The organism is Paraburkholderia podalyriae (assembly GCF_014397785.1).
Lineage (GTDB): Bacteria > Pseudomonadota > Gammaproteobacteria > Burkholderiales > Burkholderiaceae > Paraburkholderia > Paraburkholderia podalyriae.
In genome coordinates this window covers 24,792-44,919 of the sequence record NZ_VZQQ01000013.1, presented here as the reverse complement: position 1 = coordinate 44,919, position 20,128 = coordinate 24,792, and the positions used below count along the sequence as shown (strand labels likewise).

The 20,128-nt window shown below is 64.4% G+C and carries 14 protein-coding genes and 1 pseudogene; 11 read left to right on the top strand and 4 right to left on the bottom strand.

Going from position 1 to position 20,128, the window contains the following annotated elements:
* Nucleotides 1-95: 95 nt before the first annotated feature.
* The 3 genes from F6X42_RS17160 to F6X42_RS43435 all read left to right on the top strand — a co-directional run bounded on the left by F6X42_RS17160 (nt 96) and on the right by F6X42_RS43435 (nt 2,149).
* Entirely contained in the window at nt 96-1,286 is a 1,191-nt protein-coding gene (locus tag F6X42_RS17160) for a Rieske 2Fe-2S domain-containing protein (RefSeq protein WP_187635363.1), read from the top strand.
* 233 nt (nt 1,287-1,519) lie between these two features.
* A complete protein-coding gene (locus F6X42_RS45300) occupies nt 1,520-1,645 on the top strand; it encodes a hypothetical protein (RefSeq protein WP_281393982.1) in 126 nt (41 codons plus the stop codon).
* Between the two features lie 69 nt (nt 1,646-1,714).
* A complete protein-coding gene (locus F6X42_RS43435) occupies nt 1,715-2,149 on the top strand; it encodes a rubredoxin (RefSeq protein WP_222945631.1) in 435 nt (144 codons plus the stop codon).
* A gap of 31 nt (nt 2,150-2,180) precedes the next feature.
* Here the strand turns inward: F6X42_RS43435 and F6X42_RS17145 are convergent, their stop codons facing one another.
* The gene (locus F6X42_RS17145; protein WP_187635362.1) at nt 2,181-3,035 is read right to left on the bottom strand and encodes an oxidoreductase; all 855 of its coding nucleotides are present in this window, start codon (nt 3,033-3,035) and stop codon (nt 2,181-2,183) included.
* Nucleotides 3,036-3,271: 236 nt separating this feature from the next.
* On the opposite strand from F6X42_RS17145, the pseudogene F6X42_RS17140 reads away from it, so the two are divergent.
* Nucleotides 3,272-4,387: pseudogene (locus F6X42_RS17140) on the top strand (succinylglutamate desuccinylase/aspartoacylase family protein).
* A 257-nt stretch (nt 4,388-4,644) separates the two neighbouring features.
* Nucleotides 4,645-5,559, top strand: a complete 915-nt coding sequence (locus F6X42_RS17135) for a dihydrodipicolinate synthase family protein (RefSeq protein WP_187635361.1) — start codon at nt 4,645-4,647, stop codon at nt 5,557-5,559.
* A 110-nt stretch (nt 5,560-5,669) separates the two neighbouring features.
* Here F6X42_RS17135 and F6X42_RS17130 read toward each other — a convergent pair whose 3' ends face one another.
* Both F6X42_RS17130 and F6X42_RS17125 read right to left on the bottom strand, forming a co-directional pair.
* Nucleotides 5,670-7,838 carry a phosphocholine-specific phospholipase C gene (locus tag F6X42_RS17130; RefSeq protein WP_187635360.1) on the bottom strand — a complete coding sequence of 723 codons (2,169 nt, stop codon included), beginning with the start codon at nt 7,836-7,838 and terminating at the stop codon, nt 5,670-5,672.
* 100 nt (nt 7,839-7,938) lie between these two features.
* Nucleotides 7,939-8,259 (bottom strand): hypothetical protein, encoded by a 321-nt coding sequence (locus F6X42_RS17125; protein WP_187635359.1) that lies wholly within the window; start codon nt 8,257-8,259, stop codon nt 7,939-7,941.
* Nucleotides 8,260-8,458: 199 nt separating this feature from the next.
* Between F6X42_RS17125 and F6X42_RS17120 the strand changes: the two genes are divergently transcribed.
* From F6X42_RS17120 to F6X42_RS17100, 5 genes are all read left to right on the top strand, one after another.
* Nucleotides 8,459-10,438: an amylo-alpha-1,6-glucosidase gene (locus tag F6X42_RS17120; protein ID WP_187635358.1), complete on the top strand. Its 1,980-nt coding sequence runs from the start codon at nt 8,459-8,461 to the stop codon at nt 10,436-10,438.
* Between the two features lie 51 nt (nt 10,439-10,489).
* The gene (locus F6X42_RS17115) at nt 10,490-13,279 is read left to right on the top strand and encodes an MGH1-like glycoside hydrolase domain-containing protein (protein WP_187635357.1); all 2,790 of its coding nucleotides are present in this window, start codon (nt 10,490-10,492) and stop codon (nt 13,277-13,279) included.
* Nucleotides 13,280-13,400: 121 nt separating this feature from the next.
* Nucleotides 13,401-15,023, top strand: a complete 1,623-nt coding sequence (zwf, locus tag F6X42_RS17110) for a glucose-6-phosphate dehydrogenase (RefSeq protein ID WP_187635356.1) — start codon at nt 13,401-13,403, stop codon at nt 15,021-15,023.
* A gap of 75 nt (nt 15,024-15,098) precedes the next feature.
* Nucleotides 15,099-15,923 (top strand): ROK family protein, encoded by an 825-nt coding sequence (locus F6X42_RS17105; protein WP_187635355.1) that lies wholly within the window; start codon nt 15,099-15,101, stop codon nt 15,921-15,923.
* A gap of 99 nt (nt 15,924-16,022) precedes the next feature.
* A complete protein-coding gene (locus tag F6X42_RS17100) occupies nt 16,023-16,589 on the top strand; it encodes a YbhB/YbcL family Raf kinase inhibitor-like protein (protein WP_187635354.1) in 567 nt (188 codons plus the stop codon).
* 47 nt (nt 16,590-16,636) lie between these two features.
* Here the strand turns inward: F6X42_RS17100 and F6X42_RS17095 are convergent, their stop codons facing one another.
* Nucleotides 16,637-17,632 carry an aldo/keto reductase gene (locus F6X42_RS17095; protein ID WP_187635353.1) on the bottom strand — a complete coding sequence of 332 codons (996 nt, stop codon included), beginning with the start codon at nt 17,630-17,632 and terminating at the stop codon, nt 16,637-16,639.
* Nucleotides 17,633-17,910: 278 nt separating this feature from the next.
* Here F6X42_RS17095 and F6X42_RS17090 point away from each other — a divergent pair, with 278 nt between their 5' ends.
* Nucleotides 17,911-20,124 carry a TonB-dependent receptor gene (locus F6X42_RS17090; RefSeq protein WP_187635352.1) on the top strand — a complete coding sequence of 738 codons (2,214 nt, stop codon included), beginning with the start codon at nt 17,911-17,913 and terminating at the stop codon, nt 20,122-20,124.
* The last annotated feature ends 4 nt before the right edge of the window (nt 20,125-20,128 follow it).

The window sequence follows — 20,128 nt, the reverse complement described above, 5'->3', positions numbered from 1 at the left end:
GCCATGCGGCGGCTGCATCAAGTAGACTGGTGAAGATGCCGCACTGCGATGCAGCGCGGCAACCTTCCATCCGCTGGTGCACGGAGGCTTGACCTATGCATGCAGTTCCCCCGCTAGAACAGGACCAGGAAATCGCCGGCGCAACGCTCGCTGCCGCGCCTGCCCAAGCCACTCACGACGCGCCGGTGCGCGATCTGCGCCGCGTCGCCATTCATCCGGATTACTGGTACCCGCTCGCGTGGTCGCATGAAGTGAAGCGCGGCAAGACGCTCGGCGTGACCTTCGCCGGCGATCCGATCGTGCTCGCGCGCACCGAGAGCGGCAAAGTGTTCGCGCTGGAAGATCGCTGCGCGCATCGGCAGGTGCCGCTGCACCAGGGCATGGTCGACGGCGAATCGATTCGCTGCGGCTATCACGGCTGGACCTACGACTGCTCGGGCAAGTGCATCGATGTGCCGTACCTCGGTCGCGAGCGTCTACCGAACGGCGTGCGCTCGTATCCGTGTCAAGAAGTCGAGGGACTGATCTTCGTGTTTCCGGGCGACGCCGCGCTCGCGGCCGAGCGGCCGCTGCCGGGCTTTCGCTCGGTGTCGGACCCGAAGTACAAGACGCGTCGCTTTGGCCGTCCGGTCAAGTGTCATTATTCGTTCATGCACGAGAACCTGATGGACATGAATCACCAGTTCCTGCATCGGCGCCAGATGGGGAGTATGCGTGCGCGCTCGGTCGGCCGGCGGCGCGGCGAAGGCTGGGTCGAGGTCGACTACACGTTTGCGCGCGTGGAGGGCCAGCAGCCGTTCGGCGAGGCGATGGTGTTCGGCGAGAGGCGCAAGACCGGTGGCTTCAACCACAAAGACGTGATGACGATCCGCACCGAATACCCATATCAGACCCTGCAGATCCGCAACGACGAGCAGACGCTGGTGATGGACCTGTGGATCATTTATGTGCCGCTCGATCGTGAGCAGCGCACCAACCGAACGTTCGGCCTGCTGTCGATCCGCAAGCCCGGCATTCCGGGCGTGATGAACCTCGCATGGCCACTGCTGGTGTGGTTCACCGAACGCATTTTCAAGGAGGATCGCGAGATCGTGGAAGCGGAGCAGCGCGCCCACGATTCGCAGGGAGCCGACTGGAATCACGAGGTGTTTCCGGTCATCAACGATCTGCGCGCGCTGCTGCGCGAGTGCGGCGCGCCCGACCCGGTGGTCGGCGCGGGCACCGGCAATACGGCGGTGATCCGCTTCTGGGATTCGCGTCACGGCGACCCGCTCGCCAAGACCTGAGCGCGCGCGGCGCTGGTGTGCGCGGGTGTGTTTGCCGGCGCCGTGCACCCCATCCCGCCACGCCTTTCCCGCTCGTCGGGAATCAATCCATCTCCCCTCGGTAGACAATGCGCGGCGCGCGAGCGGCGATAATAGCGCCCGGTACTTTAATTGCGCATGAGTTTGCGCCAATCGACGTTCGTCGCGTCCGCACCCGTGTACCATTGCGCTTTTTCCGACTTCAAGACACGCTTGTGACCACGCAACAAATCCCCACCAACTCCCGTAAATCCCTCACTCTGCTGCAACTGCTTGGCCTCATCGGCGCCGCTGGCCTGATCGCCTCGATCGCGCTGAATCTGCTGGTCCAGGCGCGCTGAAGCAGCGCCCGCGTTGCGCAGGGGCCATATGCCGGCGCGTCGCCGGCTTTCTCGAGATTTTTGATTGCCATGTACAAGAAGGGCGTAGCCGTAGAAATCCAGTTTTCCCCCGAGCGGCTCAACGATGGCGCCGGCGATCCGTACTGGATCGATCTGACCCACGACGAAGCGCAGCGCCTGCTCGACCGCCTGCAGGCGCGGCTCGCGGGAACCGGTTGCGGCACGGTCGCACCGCTCGTCGTGAGCCTCGATGCGACGGGGCGCCCGCACGCGGCGGATGCCGCCGCGACCGATACGCTCGTTGCGCCGACGGCTGCGAACATCGCCGCGGCCGACGACTTCAAGCAATGGGTCTGCGTGATCTGCGGCTGGGTCTACGACGAAGCCGCCGGCGTGCCGGAAGAAGGCATCGCGCCGGGCACGCGCTGGGCCGATGTGCCGGCCGACTGGCGCTGCCCGCTGTGCGATGTGGGCAAGGAAGATTTTGCGCTGGTGGAGTTTTAAGCGGCGCGCCGAGACTGGCCGATAACCCGCTCTACGCCGTTCCTTCCGGATAATCCGCGCCCTCGGTCTTCGCTCGCCAGGTGTCGAAATCGCCGCGCAGCAAATCGAGCTTCCTGTACGCGAGATTGAGCGCAGTCTTGCCGAGCAGCAGACGCAGCGGCGGCGCGTCCGACAACGCCGCATCGATGATTGCTTGCGCCGCGCGCACCGGGTCGCCGGCCTGCTTGCCGCTGCGCGCCTCGGTCTGCTTGCGGCGCTCGCCGGCGGTCGACGCGTAGTCGTCGATCCGCGTCGCCGACTGCTTGATCGACGGACCCGCCCAGTTGGTGCGGAACGGCCCCGGCTCGACGATCAGCACGCCGATGCCGAGCGGTTTCACCTCGAGCGCGAGCGATTCCGACAGCCCTTCGACAGCGTACTTCGTCGCATGGTAGTAGCCGGTCGCGGCGAAACTCGCAATCCCGCCGATCGACGACACGTTGACGATCAAACCGCTGCGCTGCTCACGCATGATCGGCAGCACGGCCTTCGTGATGTCGACGAGGCCGAACACGTTGGTCTCGAACATCGCGCGGACTTCGCTGTCCTCGCCTTCCTCGATCGCGGCCAGATAACCGTAGCCCGCGTTGTTGACGAGCGCGTCGATGCGGCCGAAATGACGCCTCGCCTGCGCGACCACGGTTTCTATTTGCGCGCGATTGGTCACGTCGAGCGGCAGCACCAGCGCGCGCTCGCCGTGCCCCTCTGCGATGTCCTTCACTTTCGATGCATCGCGCGCGGTGACGACCGCGCGCCAGCCGCGTTCGAGCACAAGCTTCGCGAGCTCGCGGCCGAAGCCGGTGGAACAGCCTGTGATCAGCCAGACGGGATTGTCTCGATTCATCATTTGGAACACTCCTGTTGAGGGTCTTTCACGTGAAGACTGGAAAACAGCGCTAAAAGCGGCGCCCTGATGCGGCGCGGATATGCGGATGCTGCCACGCTCGGCGACCGCCGTGAACGCGCGTAACCAGGCAATCACTAATGCCACGTAAATGTGATCATGATAGGCCGAACGGGACTTCTTTAAAGCGCAGCGGCGACTTACGATGACGCTGTCCTCATCCGCTCGACTTCCCATTCATGAACAGGCAATCGATTCCACTTCTGTCACCAGCAATCGGCACCCACCGCGAACTGGTGTCGTTTCATTTCGGCCCGGCCGATAGCGGGCAGAAGATCTAGATCCAGGCGTCGCTGCACGCCGACGAAACGCCCGCTATGCTGACCGGGGTGCTGCTGAAGCGGCGTCTGGGGGAGTTCGAGGAAGCCGGCGCGCTGAACGCGCAAATCGTGCTCGTGCCGGTGTCGAATCCGGTCGGACTCGGTCAATACGTGCTCGGTCAGTTCATCGGCCGCTTCGATCTCGGCAGCGGCAAGAACTTCAACCGGCATTTCGTGCAGTTCGCGAAACTCGTTGCGAATGCGAAAGAGGCGCTCGGCGCCGATGCGAACGAGAACCTCCGCATCGTGCGCGAGCTGCTCACGGCGGAACTCGCGCAACAACAGCCGCTGACCGAATTCGAGTCGCTGCAACTGGCGCTCCTGAAGCTGTCGTGCGACGCGGACGTCGTGATCGATCTGCATTGCTCGCTCGAAGCGGCGATGCATGTGTACACGAGCGAGGCCGCGTGGGCCGAGTTCGAGCCGTTGTCGCGCTACCTCGGCGCCGAGGCCTCGTTGCTCGCGACGGATTCGGGCGGCGGCGCGTTCGACGAAACCCACAGCCTGCTGTGGTGGACCTTGCAGCAGCAGATGCCGGCGAGCAAGCCGGTGCCGACCGGCTCGATCGCGGTGACGGTCGAATGTCGCGGCCAGCGCGACGTGTCGTACGAAGTCGCGCAGCAGGATGCCGACGCGCTCGTCGACTTTCTGGTGTGGCGCGGCGCGATCCGGGGCGAGGCCAGGCCATTGCCGCCGCTGCTGGCGCCGGCGACGCCGCTCGCGGGCAGCGAGCAGTTCCATGCGCCAGTGAGCGGGATTCTGGTGCACCGCGCGCAGATCGGCGACACGATCCGGGTCGGCCAGCCGCTGTTCGATATCGTCGATCCGCTGACCGACGAGACGACCACGATCGCAAGCCAGACCGAAGGGGTGCTGTATATGCGGCGCGCGATCCGTTTCGTGACCGCCGGCGCGCCGCTCGGCCGCGTGACCGGCACCCGGCCGATCCGAATGGGCGTATTGCTGGGCGCCTGATCGCGTGAGCGCTATGCCGGACTCGGCATTCGGGGGCCACTTCGAAGCGTCGCGCGACGGCGCTCACGTGCGCCGCAGCCGCCTTGCCGCGAAGTAGCTGGCACCGAACAACCGGCGATTCGGCGCCCCGCCGATTGTGCGGATTTAATCTCTTTCAGCTACGAAAAAGTCCAAGCCCGCGTCGGGGTAAAGGCCGATACTCGTTGTCATATTCAACGTGTGTCGGCGCGGCCGGCTTTTAGAAGGAGACGGACAAAATGAAGGCTATCCAATGGAGCGGGGTGTTTCCCGCCGTTAGCACCCAGTTCAAGCCGGATTTTTCGCTCGACATCGACGCGACGCACCGCGTGGTCAGCAATCTCGTCAGGGACGGTGTGTCGGGTCTGGTGGTCTGCGGCACGGTCGGCGAAAACACCTCGCTGAGCACGTCGGAAAAGCTGCAGGTGATCGAGGCCGCGCGCGACGCGGCCGGCGGCAAGGTGCCGGTCGTCGCGGGCGTCGCCGAGTTCACGACCGAGTTCGCGCGGCAGACGGTGCGTGAAGCGGCGCGTGTCGGCGTCGACGGTGTGATGGTGATGCCGGCGCTCGTCTATTCCGCCAAGCCGCACGAAACCGCCGCGCATTTCCGCTCGGTCGCAACCAGCACCGACCTGCCGGTGATGATCTACAACAACCCGCCGATCTACAAGAACGACGTGACGCCGGACGTGCTGATCGCACTGCAGGACTGCGAGAACATCGTCTGCTTCAAGGATTCCTCGGGCGACACGCGGCGCTTCATCGATCTGCGCAACGCAGTGGGCGACCGCTTCGTGCTGTTCGCCGGCCTCGACGATGTGGTGGTCGAAAGCATCGCGGTCGGTGCGCAAGGCTGGGTGTCGGGCATGTCGAACGCGTTCCCGAAGGAAGGCGAGACGCTGTTCCGTCTCGCGACGCAGAAGCGCTTCGATGAGGCGCTGTCGCTGTACCGCTGGTTCATGCCGCTGTTGCACCTCGACGCGCGCCCCGACCTGGTTCAATGCATCAAGCTGTGCGAGGAACTGCTCGGCCGCGGCAGCGCCGTCACGCGTCCGCCGCGCCTCGCGCTGCAAGACGACACGCTCGCCGAAGTCAAAGGCATCGTCGCAAAGGCGCTCGCCACGCGTCCGACACTGCCGGACGTCGGTCTTTAAGCAGCGCGCTTCGATACGAGCCCAAAAAACATCGGCATCCTGTCCGACACGTAGCCGGAACAGGATGCCGAATCACACCGCAGTCACGACACCAACCGCAAGCGCCAGGCTCAGCTCGCCGTCAGCACCGGCGCAACCGCCGCCGGATCGCTGATACTCGGCCGGCCGTTCTCGACGTGACCGGCAAAGCGGCGCGAGAAGCTTGCGTCGTCGCTGCTCGTCACCGTCAGGTCGTACCAGTGATGGCTCGACGCAAGTACCCAGCCTTCGTCGATACGCGCATGGGTCGGCACGAGCACCGTGCGCGGGCGCGCGCCGTACGCGTTGTCGATCACCGTCAGATGCGCAATGCCGCCGCCGCTGTTGGTGAACTTCAGGAACACGTTGCCATTGGCGACGTCGTATTGAGCGGTCACTTCAGGCTGCGCCGGCTGGTCGTTGTCACGACCGTTGTCTCGACCGTTGCCATGCCCATTCTGCGTGTTTTGCGTGCTCGCCTGGGTGTTGCCCGCGAACTTGCGCACGAAGCCGTTCGGGCCGAACACGTCGAACGCGTAGACGCCGTTGGTCGTACTCAGGTCGAACGTATCGCTGAGCGACTTGCCCGCTTCGACCGTGTAGCGCCACGGACCGTCGGTGCGGTTCGTCGCGTACACGTAGAAGTGCGCACCCTGGTCGCCGGTGTTGCCGATCGTGATTTCGAACGTGTTATTGCCCGCGTTCGCCGCGCCGTTCACATGCAGTTCGTACGGCAATGCGCGCGCGAAACGGATGCCCGCTTCCTGTGCATCGACCGGCGTCGGCGTAGCCGGCACGGTCGGCTTCGGTTGTGTCTTGCACTGGTTGTCGGCGATGCTCATGTAGTTGCTGGTATCCGGCAGCGGCGGCATCTTCGAATCCGGCGTGCGGAAGTCGAACGCGGTGGTCAGGTCGCCGCACACCGCGCGACGCCACGCCGTGATGTTCGGCTCATGCACGCCGAAGCGGGACTCGATGAATCGGATCACCGAGGTGTGATCGAACACCTGCGAGCACACGAAGCCGCCCTTGGTCCACGGCGACACGATCGTCATCGGCACGCGCGGGCCGAGGCCATACGGATAGCCGTCGGCGGTGTAGCTGCCGCCGCGCTGCGGATTGACGACATTGTGGATCTCGCCGTCGGTCGTCACCGTCGACTTGCCCTGCGCGGACGTCGTCGGCGGTTGCGGCGGCACGAGGTGATCGAAGAAGCCGTCGTTCTCGTCATACATGATGAAGAGCACGGTCTTGCTCCACACCTCGGGGTTCGACGTCAGCGCATCGAGAATCTGCGACGTGTATTCCGCGCCGTACGCGGGCGTGTAGCTCGGATGCTCCGAGTACGCAGCCGGCGGGCACAGCCACGACACCTGCGGCAGCCGGTTCGCGAGGACGTCGGCTTTCAGGTCGTCGATCGTGCGCACGGTTTGCGCGCGCTCGTAGAGCGGCGAACCCGGCTGCGCGTTGATGAAGTTCGTGAAGTTCTGCAGGACGTTGGTGCCGTAGTTGCCGTTCAGCGGATCGACGCCCGACGTGCCCTGCTGATAGATCTGCCACGAGATTCCCGCGGCCTGCAGGCGCTCCGGATACGTGGTCCACGACAGCAGCTGATAGTTCGGCGGACCGTCGCCGTCGACCCAGTCGTTGTTGTCGAGCAGCGGGCCGCCCATCGTGCCGGTCGGGTCGACCATGCCGGTCATCAGATAGGCGCGGTTCGGGTGCGTCGGTCCCGGCAGCGAGCAGAAGTACGCATCGCAGATCGTGAATGCGTCGGCGAGCGCGTAGTGGAAAGGGATGTCGCTACGCAGGTGGTAGCCCATCGTCATGTCGGTCTTGTTGGCGGGCCACTGGTCGTAGCGGCCGCCGTCGATCGCATAATGGGTCTTGTACCACGTGTGATCGAGATCGCCGACGCATTGCGCGCTCGTCGTCGCGGTGTTCAGATGGAACGGCAGCACCGGCTTGGTCGGGTCTTCCTTCGACGGCTGGTTCCACACCGGCAGGCCGCTCGGCAGCGGAATCGGGAAGCGGTCGTTGTAGCCGCGCACACCGCGCAGATGGCCGAAGTAGTGGTCGAACGAGCGGTTCTCCTGCATGAACACGACGATGTGCTCGACATCGCGAATCGTGCCCGTGCGCGAAAACGCGGGCACGGCGAGCGCGTTGCGGATCGACTCGGGCAATGCGGTCATCGCGGCGGCGGCGCCCGCGGATGAAGCCACGGTCTGCAGGAAACGGCGACGGCTAGTTGATGTCATCGAATATCACCTTCTGCGTAGGGGAAGAATAGCGCGGGTGAACGCGCCGTTGGGGTGGTTCGTGGTCGGTTACGCGTTGCTCTGGCTGATCAGTTGCGGGCTAGTGGTTCGCGCTGTCGCCGGGCGCATAGCGCATGACCGGCGCAACCTGTTGGCTGTCGGCCGCGAGATTGGCCTGGATGTTTTGCATGACCGGGTCCGCGGTGCCGGCAGCGCCACTCGCTGCGTTGTCAGCGAATGACGCGGAGGCATTCGGTGTGGCCGCTGCCGCCGTCGCGGGTGCTTGCGCCGCGTCGTTCGGAGCTGCGGCCGTGGTCGTCGCGTTGCTCGCGGAAGGGGAGTCGTCCGCGCCGCAACCGTTCAACGCTATCGTGGCGAACACCAGCAATGCGGCGCTCGCGATGCACGTGGTTTTTCTCATGTCTGCATCCGGTTCGATGAAAGCGGGTGCAGTCTCCATTCCTTTCAAGAAATAATTGTGAAACGTTTGCGCGCGGCATAATTTTCGATAAATCGTCAGTTGATCGAAAGAAAGCTGGAAGTATCGGGAAGGTCAATGTTCATGGCGATGCCATCTGCGCTATGTTTGCTGCTTTATGTTCGCGCATGAGCACGATTCAATGACTCGCATCGAATCACCTATCGACATCTCCGAACTCGAAGACGAATGGCTCGAAGCCGACGGCTTCGGCGGCTTTGCTTCGGGCACGGTCGGCATGCTGCGCACGCGTCGCTACCACGCGCTGTTGCTCGCCGCGACGCGCGCGCCGGGCGGGCGCATGGTGTTCGTCAACGGCATCGAGGCGTGGGTCGAGGTCGGCGGTCAGCGCTTCCCGTTGAGCATGCAACGCTATGGGCCTGACTTGATCTATCCCGATCTGCGCGGACGCGTTGCCAGTTTCGATACCGCGCCGTGGCCGACATGGCGCGTTCAACTCGATGCCCATGCGGCGGTGATCGCCGACGTATTCGTCAGCAAGCCGACGTGCGAAACCGTGTTGCGCTGGCGGCTCGAAGGCGGCGAGCTCGATGCGCCAGTGCTGAAGGTCAGACCGTTGCTGTCGGGCCGCGATTATCATGCGCTGCATCACGAGAATCCGGTTTTCAACTTCGGCGCGCAGGTCAGCGCCGATCAATCGTGCGCGAGCTGGCAACCGTATGGCGGACTGCCGCTCGTGCGGGCGGCGACGAACGGCGCCTACGCGCATGCGCCCGACTGGTATCGCAACTTCTGCTACGTGCGCGAACAGGAGCGTGGCCTTAATTGCAGCGAAGACCTGGCGACGCCCGGCGTGTTCAGCTTCGATCTCGCCGATGGCGAAGCGGTGATGATTCTGAGCGCGTCGAACGCGTCGAGCACGGCAGCAACCGCGAGCACGAGCGACAAAACTCGAACCGCCGCTCGCGCCACCTACCTCGTCCACGCCGAGCAACAACGCCGCGCCGCGCTCGGCTCGCGCCTGCAACGCTCGGCCGACGCCTACGTCGTCACGCGCAACGAAGGCCGCACGATCCTCGCGGGCTTCCCGTGGTTCACCGACTGGGGCCGCGACACCTTCATCGGGATGCGCGGCCTGCTGATCGCATCGAACCGTCTCGACGACGCCGAAGCGATCCTGCTCGAATGGTCGGGCACGCTGTCCGATGGCATGCTGCCGAACCGCTTCCCCGACTACGGCGACGCGCCCGAATACAACTCGGTCGATGCATCGCTGTGGTTCATCGTCGCCGTTCACGACTATCTGGCGACGCCGCATGCGAGCGCGCCAACCCGCGCGCATCTGCAGCAAGCCGCCGAAACGATCCTGACCGGCTATACCAACGGCACGCGCTTCAGTATCGGCGCCTGCGCCGACGACGGCCTGCTGCGCGCCGGCATCCCCGGCGTGCAACTGACGTGGATGGACGCGAAAGTCGGCGACTGGGTCGTCACACCGCGCATCGGCAAACCGGTCGAAGTTCAGGCGCTGTGGATCAACGCGCTGCGGATCGCGTCGGCATGGAACCCGCAGTGGCGGCAGGCTGCGGAGCGCGCGACTGTCGCGTTTCGTCGACGCTTCGTCGATCCTGTCACGCAGGCGCTGTTCGATAACGTCGACGTCGATGATCAGCCGGGCACGGTAGACCGCTCGATCCGGCCGAACCAGATCTTCGCGATCGGCGGCCTGCCGTTTGCACTGCTCGAAGGCGCGGCGGCGCGCGCGGTGGTGGGCCAGGTCGAGGCGCAATTGCTGACGCCGCTCGGCCTGCGCTCGCTCGCGCCATCCGACCCGGCCTATCGCGGCCACTACGGCGGCGTGCCGCTCGAACGCGACGGCGCCTATCATCAGGGCACCGTGTGGGTGTGGCTGATCGGCCCGTTCGTCGAAGCGTGGCTGCGGGTCAATGGCGCTAGCGCTGAGAATCTCGCGCAGGCGAGGGCGCGCTTTCTCGCCCCGCTGTACGCGCAGCTCGATCGCGCTGGCCTCGACCACCTCTCGGAGATCGCCGATGGCGACGCGCCGCACGCGGCCGCCGGCACGCCGTTCCAGGCCTGGTCGCTCGGCGAATTGCTGCGCGTCGAAAGTCTGCTTGCCCGCTTCGAGCGCAACGGCGCGTAAACCGCGCTACGATGTGGGTCCCACCGCCAGGCCTGCTGTAAGGACGTTGCCATGCCACCGCTGCGCGCTGCCAATCTGTTTGCCACGATCGAAGGTTCCCGGCTGCATTCGGCCGAATGCGGCCACTGGCAGCGCTGGGGGCCGTATCTGAGCGAACGCCAGTGGGGCACGGTGCGCGAGGACTACAGCGCGAACGGCACCGCCTGGGACTCCTTTCCGCACGACCATGCGCGCAGCCGCGCCTACCGATGGGGCGAAGACGGCATCGCCGGTTTCGGCGATGACCGGCTTAGCTGGTGCGTATCGCTCGCGCTGTGGAATCGCAAGGATCCGATCATCAAGGAGCGCCTGTTCGGCCTGACGAACTCGCAAGGCAATCACGGCGAGGACGTGAAGGAGCTGTACTTCTATCTGGACGGCACGCCCACGCATTCCTACATGCGCATGCTGTATAAGTACCCGCATACGGCCTATCCATACCAGGACCTGATCGACGAAAACGCGCGCCGCGGCGGCGACATGCCGGAGTACGAAATACTCGATACCGGCGTATTCGACGATCTGCGCTATTTCGACGTGCAGGTCGAATACGCAAAGAACACGCCGGACGACATCGTGATGCGCGTGACGATCGAAAATCGCGCGGACGAGGCGGCGTCGCTCGATGTGCTGCCGCAGATCTGGGCGCGCAACTCGTGGTCGTGGAAGCAGAACAAGGACAAGCCGAAGCTCGTCGCTGGCACCGATCATAACGGCGCGGTGCGTCTGCTTGGCCATCACCATGTGCACGAGCCGATCGTCGTGACCGCGTGGTCGAAGGACGCGCCGCAACTCGCGTGGCTGTTCTGCGAGAACGACACGAACGTGAAGCGGCTGTTTGGCATGGACGGCGCGGGTCCTTTCAAGGACGGCTTCAACGATTACCTCGTGCACGCCGACGCGAACGCGATCCGTCACGACGCGGGCACCAGGGCCGCCGCGCATGCTGCGCTCGAACTCGGGCCGCATGGACGCGCGGTCGTGTATCTGCGCTGGCACCCGCAATCGGCGACCGATGAAGCGCCATTCGATGCCGACGCGTTGATCGCGCGCCGCCTCGCCGAGGCCGACGAATTCTACGGCGCGTTGCAGCACGAGATCACCGACCCGGATGCGCGCCTCGTGCAACGTCAGGCGCTCGCCGGCATGCTGTGGTCGAAGCAGTACTACCAGTACGACGTGCAGCGCTGGCTCGACGGCGACCCGCTGCAGCCGAGCCCGCCCGCCGCGCGCAAGCAGGGCCGCAACAGGGACTGGCGGCAATTGTGCAACGCGGACATCGTATCGATGCCGGACAAGTGGGAGTACCCGTGGTACGCGTCGTGGGACCTCGCTTTTCATGCGGCCGCGTTCGCGCTGATCGATCCGGCGTTCGCCAAGAAGCAGTTGCTGCTGCTCGTGAAGGACCGCTATCAGCACCCGAACGGCCAGTTACCCGCTTACGAATGGGCGTTGAGCGACGCGAACCCGCCCGTGCATGCATGGGCCGCGTGGCGCGTGTACGAGATCGATCGCGCGCTGACCGGCAAGGCGGACCGCGATTTTCTCGAACTCGTATTTCACAAGCTGCTGCTGAATTTCTCGTGGTGGGTGAACCGCAAGGACGCAGACGGCCGCAATATTTTTCAGGGCGGTTTTCTCGGGCTCGACAACATCGGCATCTTCGACCGCTCGTCGCCGCTGCCGACCGGCGGCCACATCGACCAGGCCGACGGCACTGCATGGATGGCCGCGTATGCACTCGACCTGATGCGTATCGCGCTCGAACTCGCCTACGCGAACCATGTGTTCGTCGATATCGGTGTGAAGTTCTTCGAGCACTTCCTGTACATCGCGGAAGCAGTCAGTTGCGACGACGGTTGCGATACGGGCCTGTGGGACAGCGCGGACGAATTCTTCTACGACAAGCTGCGCCTGCCAGACGGCAGCAGCATGCCGATGCGCGTTCGCTCGATCGTCGGACTGATACCGCTGTTCGCCGTGCACGTGCTCGAAGAGCGTCTGCACGGCGGCTTGCCGTGCTTGCGCGAGCGCCTCGTCTGGTTTCTCGAACATCGGCCCGATCTCGCGAAGCTCGTGTCGCGCTGGAACGAGCCCGGCAAGGGCAACGCGCTGCTACTGTCGCTGCTGCGCGGGCATCGGATGAAGGCGTTGTTACGGCGCACGCTCGACGAGAGCGAATTTCTTTCGGATCATGGCGTGCGGGCGTTGTCGCGGTTCCATCGCGATCATCCTTTCGTGTTCCAGCACAACGGCAACAGCTTCTGCGTGAAGTATCTGCCGGCCGAATCCGATACCCGCGTGTTCGGCGGCAATTCGAACTGGCGCGGGCCGGTGTGGATGCCGGTCAACTATCTGCTGATCGAATCGCTGTATGAGTTTCATCGCTATTACGGCGACGATTTTCGTGTCGAGTATCCGACCGGTTCGGGCCAGAAGTTCTCGTTAAGCGAAATCGCCGACGAACTCGCGCGCCGCGCGACCACGCTGTTTCTGAAGGACAGGAACGGCGAGCGGCCGGTGATGGGCGCGTATCCGCTACTGCAGGCGGACCCGCGTTCGCAGGATCTGATCCTGTTCCACGAGTATTTTCATGGCGACAACGGGCGCGGCGTCGGAGCTTCGCATCAGACCGGTTGGACTGGGCTCGTCGCGTTGCTGTTGCAGCCGCGCGCGATGGCCGCGTCGGGCAACGTGCCGATTCCGGCGGAGGCGGCTTCCGCTGCTGCATCGTCAGCCGCGATAGCGCCGGCGTCAACGGAAGAACTGGAGCCGTCGCTCGCAGCCACGACGACGAAGTAAGCGCGCCGAGCGCGCTCGCGCGCGAACGCGATTGAACTGTGCGGCTGCACCGGTGGTCTTTCACGTATCGCCACGTTCGCCAAGTTCGTTCTATCGGCTTCCCAAGGTCCAAGTGAATCCCATGTCAACTACACCGAACCCTTCCGCCTCTTCCGATCAACGCAACGCAACGCCCGCGATCAGCTGCAAGCTCAGCGCGAACCGACACGACGACGCGCTATCGTCGCCGGCCGGCAAGAAGCCCGCGCCGCCGTGCACGCTCGTGATCTTCGGCGCGGGCGGCGATCTGACCAAACGTCTGTTGATGCCGGCACTCTACAACCTCGCGGTCGATGGCCTGCTCGACGACAGCATGAAGATCATCGGCGTCAATCACGGCGAGCGGGAAACGCGCGAATGGTGCGACGACCTGCATACGTCGCTGCAGCAGTTCGCCGCCGACAAGGCCAGCACCTTCCACGCCGGCAAGCTCGACGACAACGCGTGGAACTGGGTCGCGCAGCGCCTCGAATACATGGCGGGCGAATTCGAATCCGACGACACGTTCGCGAAGCTGAAGCGAAAGCTCGATCAGTCGAAAGGCGGCAACGCGATCTTCTACCTCGCAGTAGGCGCACGTTTTTTCGAACCGATCACCGACCGGCTCGGCAAAGCCGGCCTGCTGAAGGAAGGCGACGGCGCGAACGGCGGCTTCCGGCGTCTCGTGATCGAGAAACCGTTCGGCACCGATCTCGCATCGGCGCGCGATCTGAACGCGCACATCCTGTCGTATGCGCGAGAATCGCAGGTGTACCGCATCGATCATTTTCTCGGCAAGGACACCGTGCAGAGCATTCTCGCGGTGCGCTTCGCGAATGCGATGTTCGAGCCGGTCTGGCGGCGCGAGTACATCGACTGCGTGCAGATCACGGCGGCGGAAACGATCGGCGTCGAAGGGCGCGGCAGGTTCTACGAGCAGACCGGCGCGTTTCGCGACATGGTGCCGAACCATCTGTTCCAACTGCTCGGCATCGTGGCGATGGAGCCGCCGAATTCGTTCGACGCCGAAGCCGTACGCGACAAGAAAGCCGAGCTGTTCGACGCGATCCAGCCGCTGACGCCCGACGACGTCGTATTCGGCCAGTACGAAAAAGGGCCAGCCGGTGTGGGTTACCGCGAGGAGCCCGACGTCGCGCCCGACAGCACGAAGGAAACCTACGCGGCGGCGCGCGTGTTCGTCGAGAACTGGCGCTGGGCCGGCGTGCCGTTCTATCTGCGTACCGGCAAGCGGCTCGCGGTACGCCGCACCGAGATTTCGGTGCAGCTGAAGCCGGTGCCGTTCCGCCTGTTCCGCGATACGCCGGTCGATGCATTGACGCCGAACGTGCTGACGTTGCGCATCGATCCCACGCACGGCTCGAGCTTCGATTTCAACGTGAAGGCGCCAGGGCCGGTGATGCAGATCGGTGCGGTGCAGTCGTCGTTCAACTACGACGACTTTTTCGCCGGGAGCGCCAACGTCGGCTACGAGACGCTGCTGTACGACTGCATGCTCGGCGACGCGACGTTATTCCAGCGCGCCGACAGCATCGAGACGAGCTGGTGCGCGGTCGACGATGTGCTGCATGCCAGGACTGGCGGCGCGATTGCCGTGCGAGGCTATGCGGCCGGCAGCGACGGCCCGGCCGAAGCCGACGCGCTGCTCGCGCGGGACGGCCACGCGTGGCGGCCATTGCGGCAGAATACGCCCGGCGGCAAGCCGTAGCGCGCGTTGAACCAACACTTTTGAACCAACATGCAGACACGCATCAAAACCGCCTCAACACAATCGGGGGACATCGTGGCGACACGCAAGAAGAACGCAGTGAAGCAGAACGCGCCGAAAAGCGGCAGCGAGCACATCCTCGCGATCGATGTCGGCGGCACCGGCCTGAAGGCCGCGATCATCGACGCCGATGGGCAGATGAAAACCGGGCGCGCGCGCGTTGCGACGCCGCATCCGTGCACGCCGGACCAGCTGGTGGACGCGCTCGCGCAACTGGCGGCGCCGCTGATCGAACAGGTGAAGCCTGTCCGCATCTCGATCGGTTTTCCGGGTGTCGTGCGCAACAACCGCATTTTGACCGCGCCGCACTTCGGCATCGAAGGCTGGCACGACATTGCGCTCGCGGATTCGCTCGCGCAACGCCTGGGCGGTCTGCCGGTGCGGATGATCAACGACGCCGAGATGCAAGGCTTCGCGGCGATCGAAGGTCACGGCCTCGAATTCGTGCTGACGCTCGGCACCGGCGCGGGCACCGCGATGTTTCGCGATGGCGAGCTGATGCCGCATCTGGAGCTCGCGCATCATCCGGTCAGCAAGAAGGGCGTCGCTTATGACGAATACATCGGCGAGGCCGCGCGCGAGCAGATCGGCAACAAGCGTTGGAACCGGCGTGTCGAGAAGGTGATCGGCATTCTCGATTCGCTGGTCAATTACGACAAGTTGTGGATCGGCGGCGGCAACGCGGCGCGCATCAAGTTCGCGCTGCCGGCGAACGTGGCGACCGTATCGAACGATGCGGGGATCGAGGGCGGCGCGAGGTTGTGGCATCCGCTGTCGGTGCGCGAAACGCGGCAGTATCCGGAGGCGACGCAGAAGACGGGGCGGTTCGAGCCGAAGTGATGGGGCGGGGCGGATGCATGGTCGGCGCTCGATGCGCTTGCGACCGCTGTCACGCTCCTTTCGATGCCCTCGGCTATCTTCCAAACCCGGAGACTCCCAATGACCAGCAACCACCTGACCCTCGTCCGACGTTTGCTCTCCGTCGGCGCTTGCGCGCTGTTCGCTTACGCGAGCGAGCCTGCATATGCGGCCCAGGCCTTCGCGGTATCGTCGCCGGGACTAACCGACGGCGGCACGCTCGACGCGCGTCACGCGGCGAGTGCGAACAACTGCGGCGGCGCCAACGTGTCGCCGGCCCTGCAATGGCATAACGCGCCGGCCGGCACGAAGAGTTTCGCGGTGACGATCTTCGATCCCGACGGCGCGAAAGGCCTCGGCATCGTGCACTGGATCGTGTACGGCATCGCGCCGGGCGCGACCGGACTTGCCGACGGCGAAGCCGCGCCGCCGGGCAGCGTCGCCGGCACGAATCGCACCGGTGGCCCCGGCTATTACGGCCCGTGTCCGCCAGTTGGCGAGGTGCCGCATCACTACGTCGCGCAGGTCTATGCGCTCGACCTGCCGCCCGACGCGCTGCCGGCCGGCTTGACGCGCGACGCGTTCCTCGCCGCGATCAAGGACCACGTGCTCGCCGCGACGAGCACCGTGCTGCGCTACGGACGGTGAAGACGCGCGGCCGAACCCCGGGCCGCGCTCGATCTGCCGGCGCGCGCCTAGCGCGCCGCATCCCCCCAGCGGTACTGCACGCTCGCTTCATCGAGTTGCGTTTTGATCGCGTCATCGAGCGTGAAGTCGGCCGCCGCTAGCGTATCGCTCAACTGTTCGGCGCGGCTCGCGCCAATGATCGCCGACGTGATCAGCGGATTCGCGAGCACCCACGCAATCGACACCTTCGCCAGCGACTCGCCGGTCGGCGCAGCGATCGCCTTCAGCTTCTCGATCGTATCGAACTCGCGCTCGTGCCAGTAGCGCTGCTGGTACATCGCGCCAGCATTGCCGACGCTTTCGGTGAAGCGCCCTTCGGCGGGCGTCGCGTCGAGCCGGTGCTTGCCGGTCAGCAGTCCGCCCGCGAGCGGGTTATACGGCATCACGGCTAGTTGCTCCTCGGCGGCCAACGGCAGCAGCTCACGCTCGATCTGACGAAACAGCAGGTTGTAGCGCGGCTGAACCGACACGAAGCGCGCGACGCGCAGCACGTCCGCGCGTCCCAGTGCGCGCGCGAGCCGATACGCGAGAAAGTTCGACACGCCGATATAGCGCGCCTTGCCCGAGCGCACGATCGCATCGAGTGCTTCGAGCGTCTCGTCGAGCGGAGTTTTCGGGTCGTCGGAATGGAGCTGGTACAGGTCGACGTAATCGGTGCTGAGGCGCTGCAAGGACGCTTCGATCGCATCGAGCAGGTGTTTGCGCGACGCGCCCTGGTCCCACGCGGCGGGTCCCATTTTGCCGACTGCCTTGGTCGCGACAATGAAGCGCTCGCGCTTGCCCTTCAGCCAGCGTCCAACGATTTCCTCGGTGTGTCCGGCCAGATTTTCGCCGCCGCCGAGCGGGTAGACGTTCGCGGTATCGATGAAATTGACGCCGGCGTCCGCGGCGGTGTCGAGAATGCGATGCGATACGGCTTCGTCGGTTTGCAGCCCGAAGGTCATGGTGCCCAGGCACAGGCGCGAAACGGTCAGGCCGGTGCGGCCGAATTGGCGATATTGCATAAGGTCGACTCCAGAGGGGCAGGAAAGCGCTGCCGAATTGATGAAACCGCAGTGTTGTAAAAAGGATAAACCGAGTCGCGATTCGGTGTGCATGACGCACGCCATGATTGCTGACTTCCCACAGTTGTGAAATGATAGCGATTCTCATTTAAACATAGCCAGCCATCCCGTCATCTCCATCTCGCACAACGGAGAGCGGCAGCCAGCCATTTGCGGCTTTGTCATGAATTCGACGTCGGTGATGCGAATTTGACAGTCGCATTTCTGACGGGATTTCCATGCTCAATCACACGCCGCTCGCGACAGCGCTAGCGCTCGCTTTTGCCATTCCTTTTGTGACCCCAGCGCTCGCGCAAAGCGCGCCGCAAAGCGCGTCGCAACCGGCCGCCTCCAGCGCGCCGGCGAACGCACAGAACAACGCACAAAGCAACGCGGCCGACGCGCCGACGCTGCCGACCATCGGCGTGCAAGCTCAATCCGTTCGGCAGGACTTCCAGGCCGATCGCGCGAGCGTCGGCGCGAAGACGCCGACCGCGCTGCGCGACATTCCGCAGACCGTCACCGTAATCAATCGCGATCTACTCGCCTCGCAGGGCGCGACGTCGTTTACGGACGCACTGCGCAATGCGCCTGGCGTGACGATCGGCGCGGCCGAAGGCGGCCAGATCGGCAACAACATCAACCTGCGCGGTTTCACCGCGCAGAACGACATCTATCTGGACGGCTTTCGCGACCGCAACCAGTACTACCGCGACACGTTCGACCTCGAATCGCTCGAAGTGCTGTACGGTCCATCGTCGATGCTGTTCGGCCGCGGCTCGACCGGCGGCGTGATCAATCAGGTCAGCAAAAAGGCGAACCTGACGGACTCGGCGGAAGTCTCCGGCATGATCGGCACCGACGACCGCTACCGCTCTACCGTCGACGTGAACCACAAGCTGACCGACACCTCGGCGATCCGCCTGAACGCATTCGGCCAGAGCCTCGGCTCGACGCGCGACGTGATGAAGAACAAGGACTTCGGCGTCGCGCCGGAACTGCGCCTGGGCATCGGCACGCCGACCGAGATTACGCTGTCCGCGCTGATCCAGCACAACCACGACATGCCCGACTACGGCATCCAGGCGCTGAACGGCCGTCCGGCGCCCGTGCCGAAGAACACGTTCTATGGTTTGACCAGCGACCGCACGATCCAGGACGTGCAGATCTTCACCGCGGCGATCAAGCACAAGTTCTCCGACGCCCTGACGCTGACGAACCAGACGCAGATCTCGCACTCGACCACCGACGCGCGCGAAACCGCGCCGCAAGCGGTGCTGACCGGGCCGTTGTCGTCCAGCACGGCGTTGACCAACGGCAACTTCACGACGCTGTCGCCGTCGCAGCTGTTCATCAAGCTGCAAAGTCACGACCGCGTGATCCAGAATCACGCGATCTACAACGACACGATGCTCGAATACAAATTCAACACCGGACCGATCAGGCACGACCTGATCGCCGGTGTCGAAGTGGGTCACGACAGCTATACGAACCAGGCGTACACGCGCAACAACCTGCCGATCGTGCCGATGCTCGATCCGCCGATCATGGGCACGCCGTCGAACGTGACGACGACGCTCGGCAACTACGCCGATTCGAGCGCGAACGAAATCGCCGCTTACCTGAACGACACGATTACGCTGACGCCGCACTGGAAGTTGATCGGCGGTGTGCGCTGGGATCGCTTCTCGGCGGGAATCCGCAATACGATTAGCGCGCCGGCTTACGCGAGCCAGACCAACTATTTCACGAGCGTGCGCGCCGGCGTCATCTATCAGCCGACCGACTGGCAGTCGTACTACGTGTCGTACGGCACGTCGTTCAACCCGTCACTCGAAAACCTGACGGTCACGAACCTCACGCAGAACCTCGCGCCGGAATCCACGAAGTCGTATGAAGTCGGCGGCAAGTGGGATCTGTTCGGCGGCAACATGTCGGTGAACTCGGCGATCTTCCGCGAGGAAAAGGACAACGCGCGCACGCAGGTGTCACCGACTGAGTACCAGTTGGCCGGCAACATTCGCGTCGACGGCTTCCAGGCGAGCGTGACCGGGCACATCACCGACAAGTGGCAGATTTTCGGCGGCTATACGTACATGAACGCGACGATCCTGAAAGCGGCCGACGGCACGCAAGGTCACACGCCGGCCAACACGCCGCGCAACACGCTGACCTTCTGGACCACGTATGCGATCACGCCGCACTGGGAAATCGGCGGCGGTCCGATCTATATGTCGCCGCGTTATGCGTCGAACACGAACTATGTGAAGGTGCCGGGCTACACGCGTTGGGATGCGACCGCGGCCTATCACGCGAAGAAGTACGACGTGCGCCTGAACCTGCTGAACCTGACCAACAAGTACTACTACGACGCGTTGATTCCGTCGGACGGCGGACGTTCGGTGCCGGGTATCGGCCGCACGCTGCTCGCGACGTTCAACTACCGCTTTTGATACG

Bases quoted from the DNA above. Each gene is read 5' to 3' on its own strand.
- F6X42_RS17095 (WP_187635353.1), bottom strand. From the start codon at position 17,632: ATGCAATATCGCCAATTCGGCCGCACCGGCCTGACCGTTTCGCGCCTG.
- F6X42_RS17090 (WP_187635352.1), top strand. From the start codon at position 17,911: ATGCTCAATCACACGCCGCTCGCGACAGCGCTAGCGCTCGCTTTTGCC.
- F6X42_RS43435 (WP_222945631.1), top strand. From the start codon at position 1,715: ATGTACAAGAAGGGCGTAGCCGTAGAAATCCAGTTTTCCCCCGAGCGG.
- F6X42_RS17100 (WP_187635354.1), top strand. From the start codon at position 16,023: ATGACCAGCAACCACCTGACCCTCGTCCGACGTTTGCTCTCCGTCGGC.
- F6X42_RS17120 (WP_187635358.1), top strand. From the start codon at position 8,459: ATGACTCGCATCGAATCACCTATCGACATCTCCGAACTCGAAGACGAA.
- zwf (WP_187635356.1), top strand. From the start codon at position 13,401: ATGTCAACTACACCGAACCCTTCCGCCTCTTCCGATCAACGCAACGCA.
- F6X42_RS17145 (WP_187635362.1), bottom strand. From the start codon at position 3,035: ATGATGAATCGAGACAATCCCGTCTGGCTGATCACAGGCTGTTCCACC.
- F6X42_RS17135 (WP_187635361.1), top strand. From the start codon at position 4,645: ATGAAGGCTATCCAATGGAGCGGGGTGTTTCCCGCCGTTAGCACCCAG.
- F6X42_RS17160 (WP_187635363.1), top strand. From the start codon at position 96: ATGCATGCAGTTCCCCCGCTAGAACAGGACCAGGAAATCGCCGGCGCA.
- F6X42_RS17130 (WP_187635360.1), bottom strand. From the start codon at position 7,838: ATGACATCAACTAGCCGTCGCCGTTTCCTGCAGACCGTGGCTTCATCC.
- F6X42_RS17115 (WP_187635357.1), top strand. From the start codon at position 10,490: ATGCCACCGCTGCGCGCTGCCAATCTGTTTGCCACGATCGAAGGTTCC.
- F6X42_RS17125 (WP_187635359.1), bottom strand. From the start codon at position 8,259: ATGAGAAAAACCACGTGCATCGCGAGCGCCGCATTGCTGGTGTTCGCC.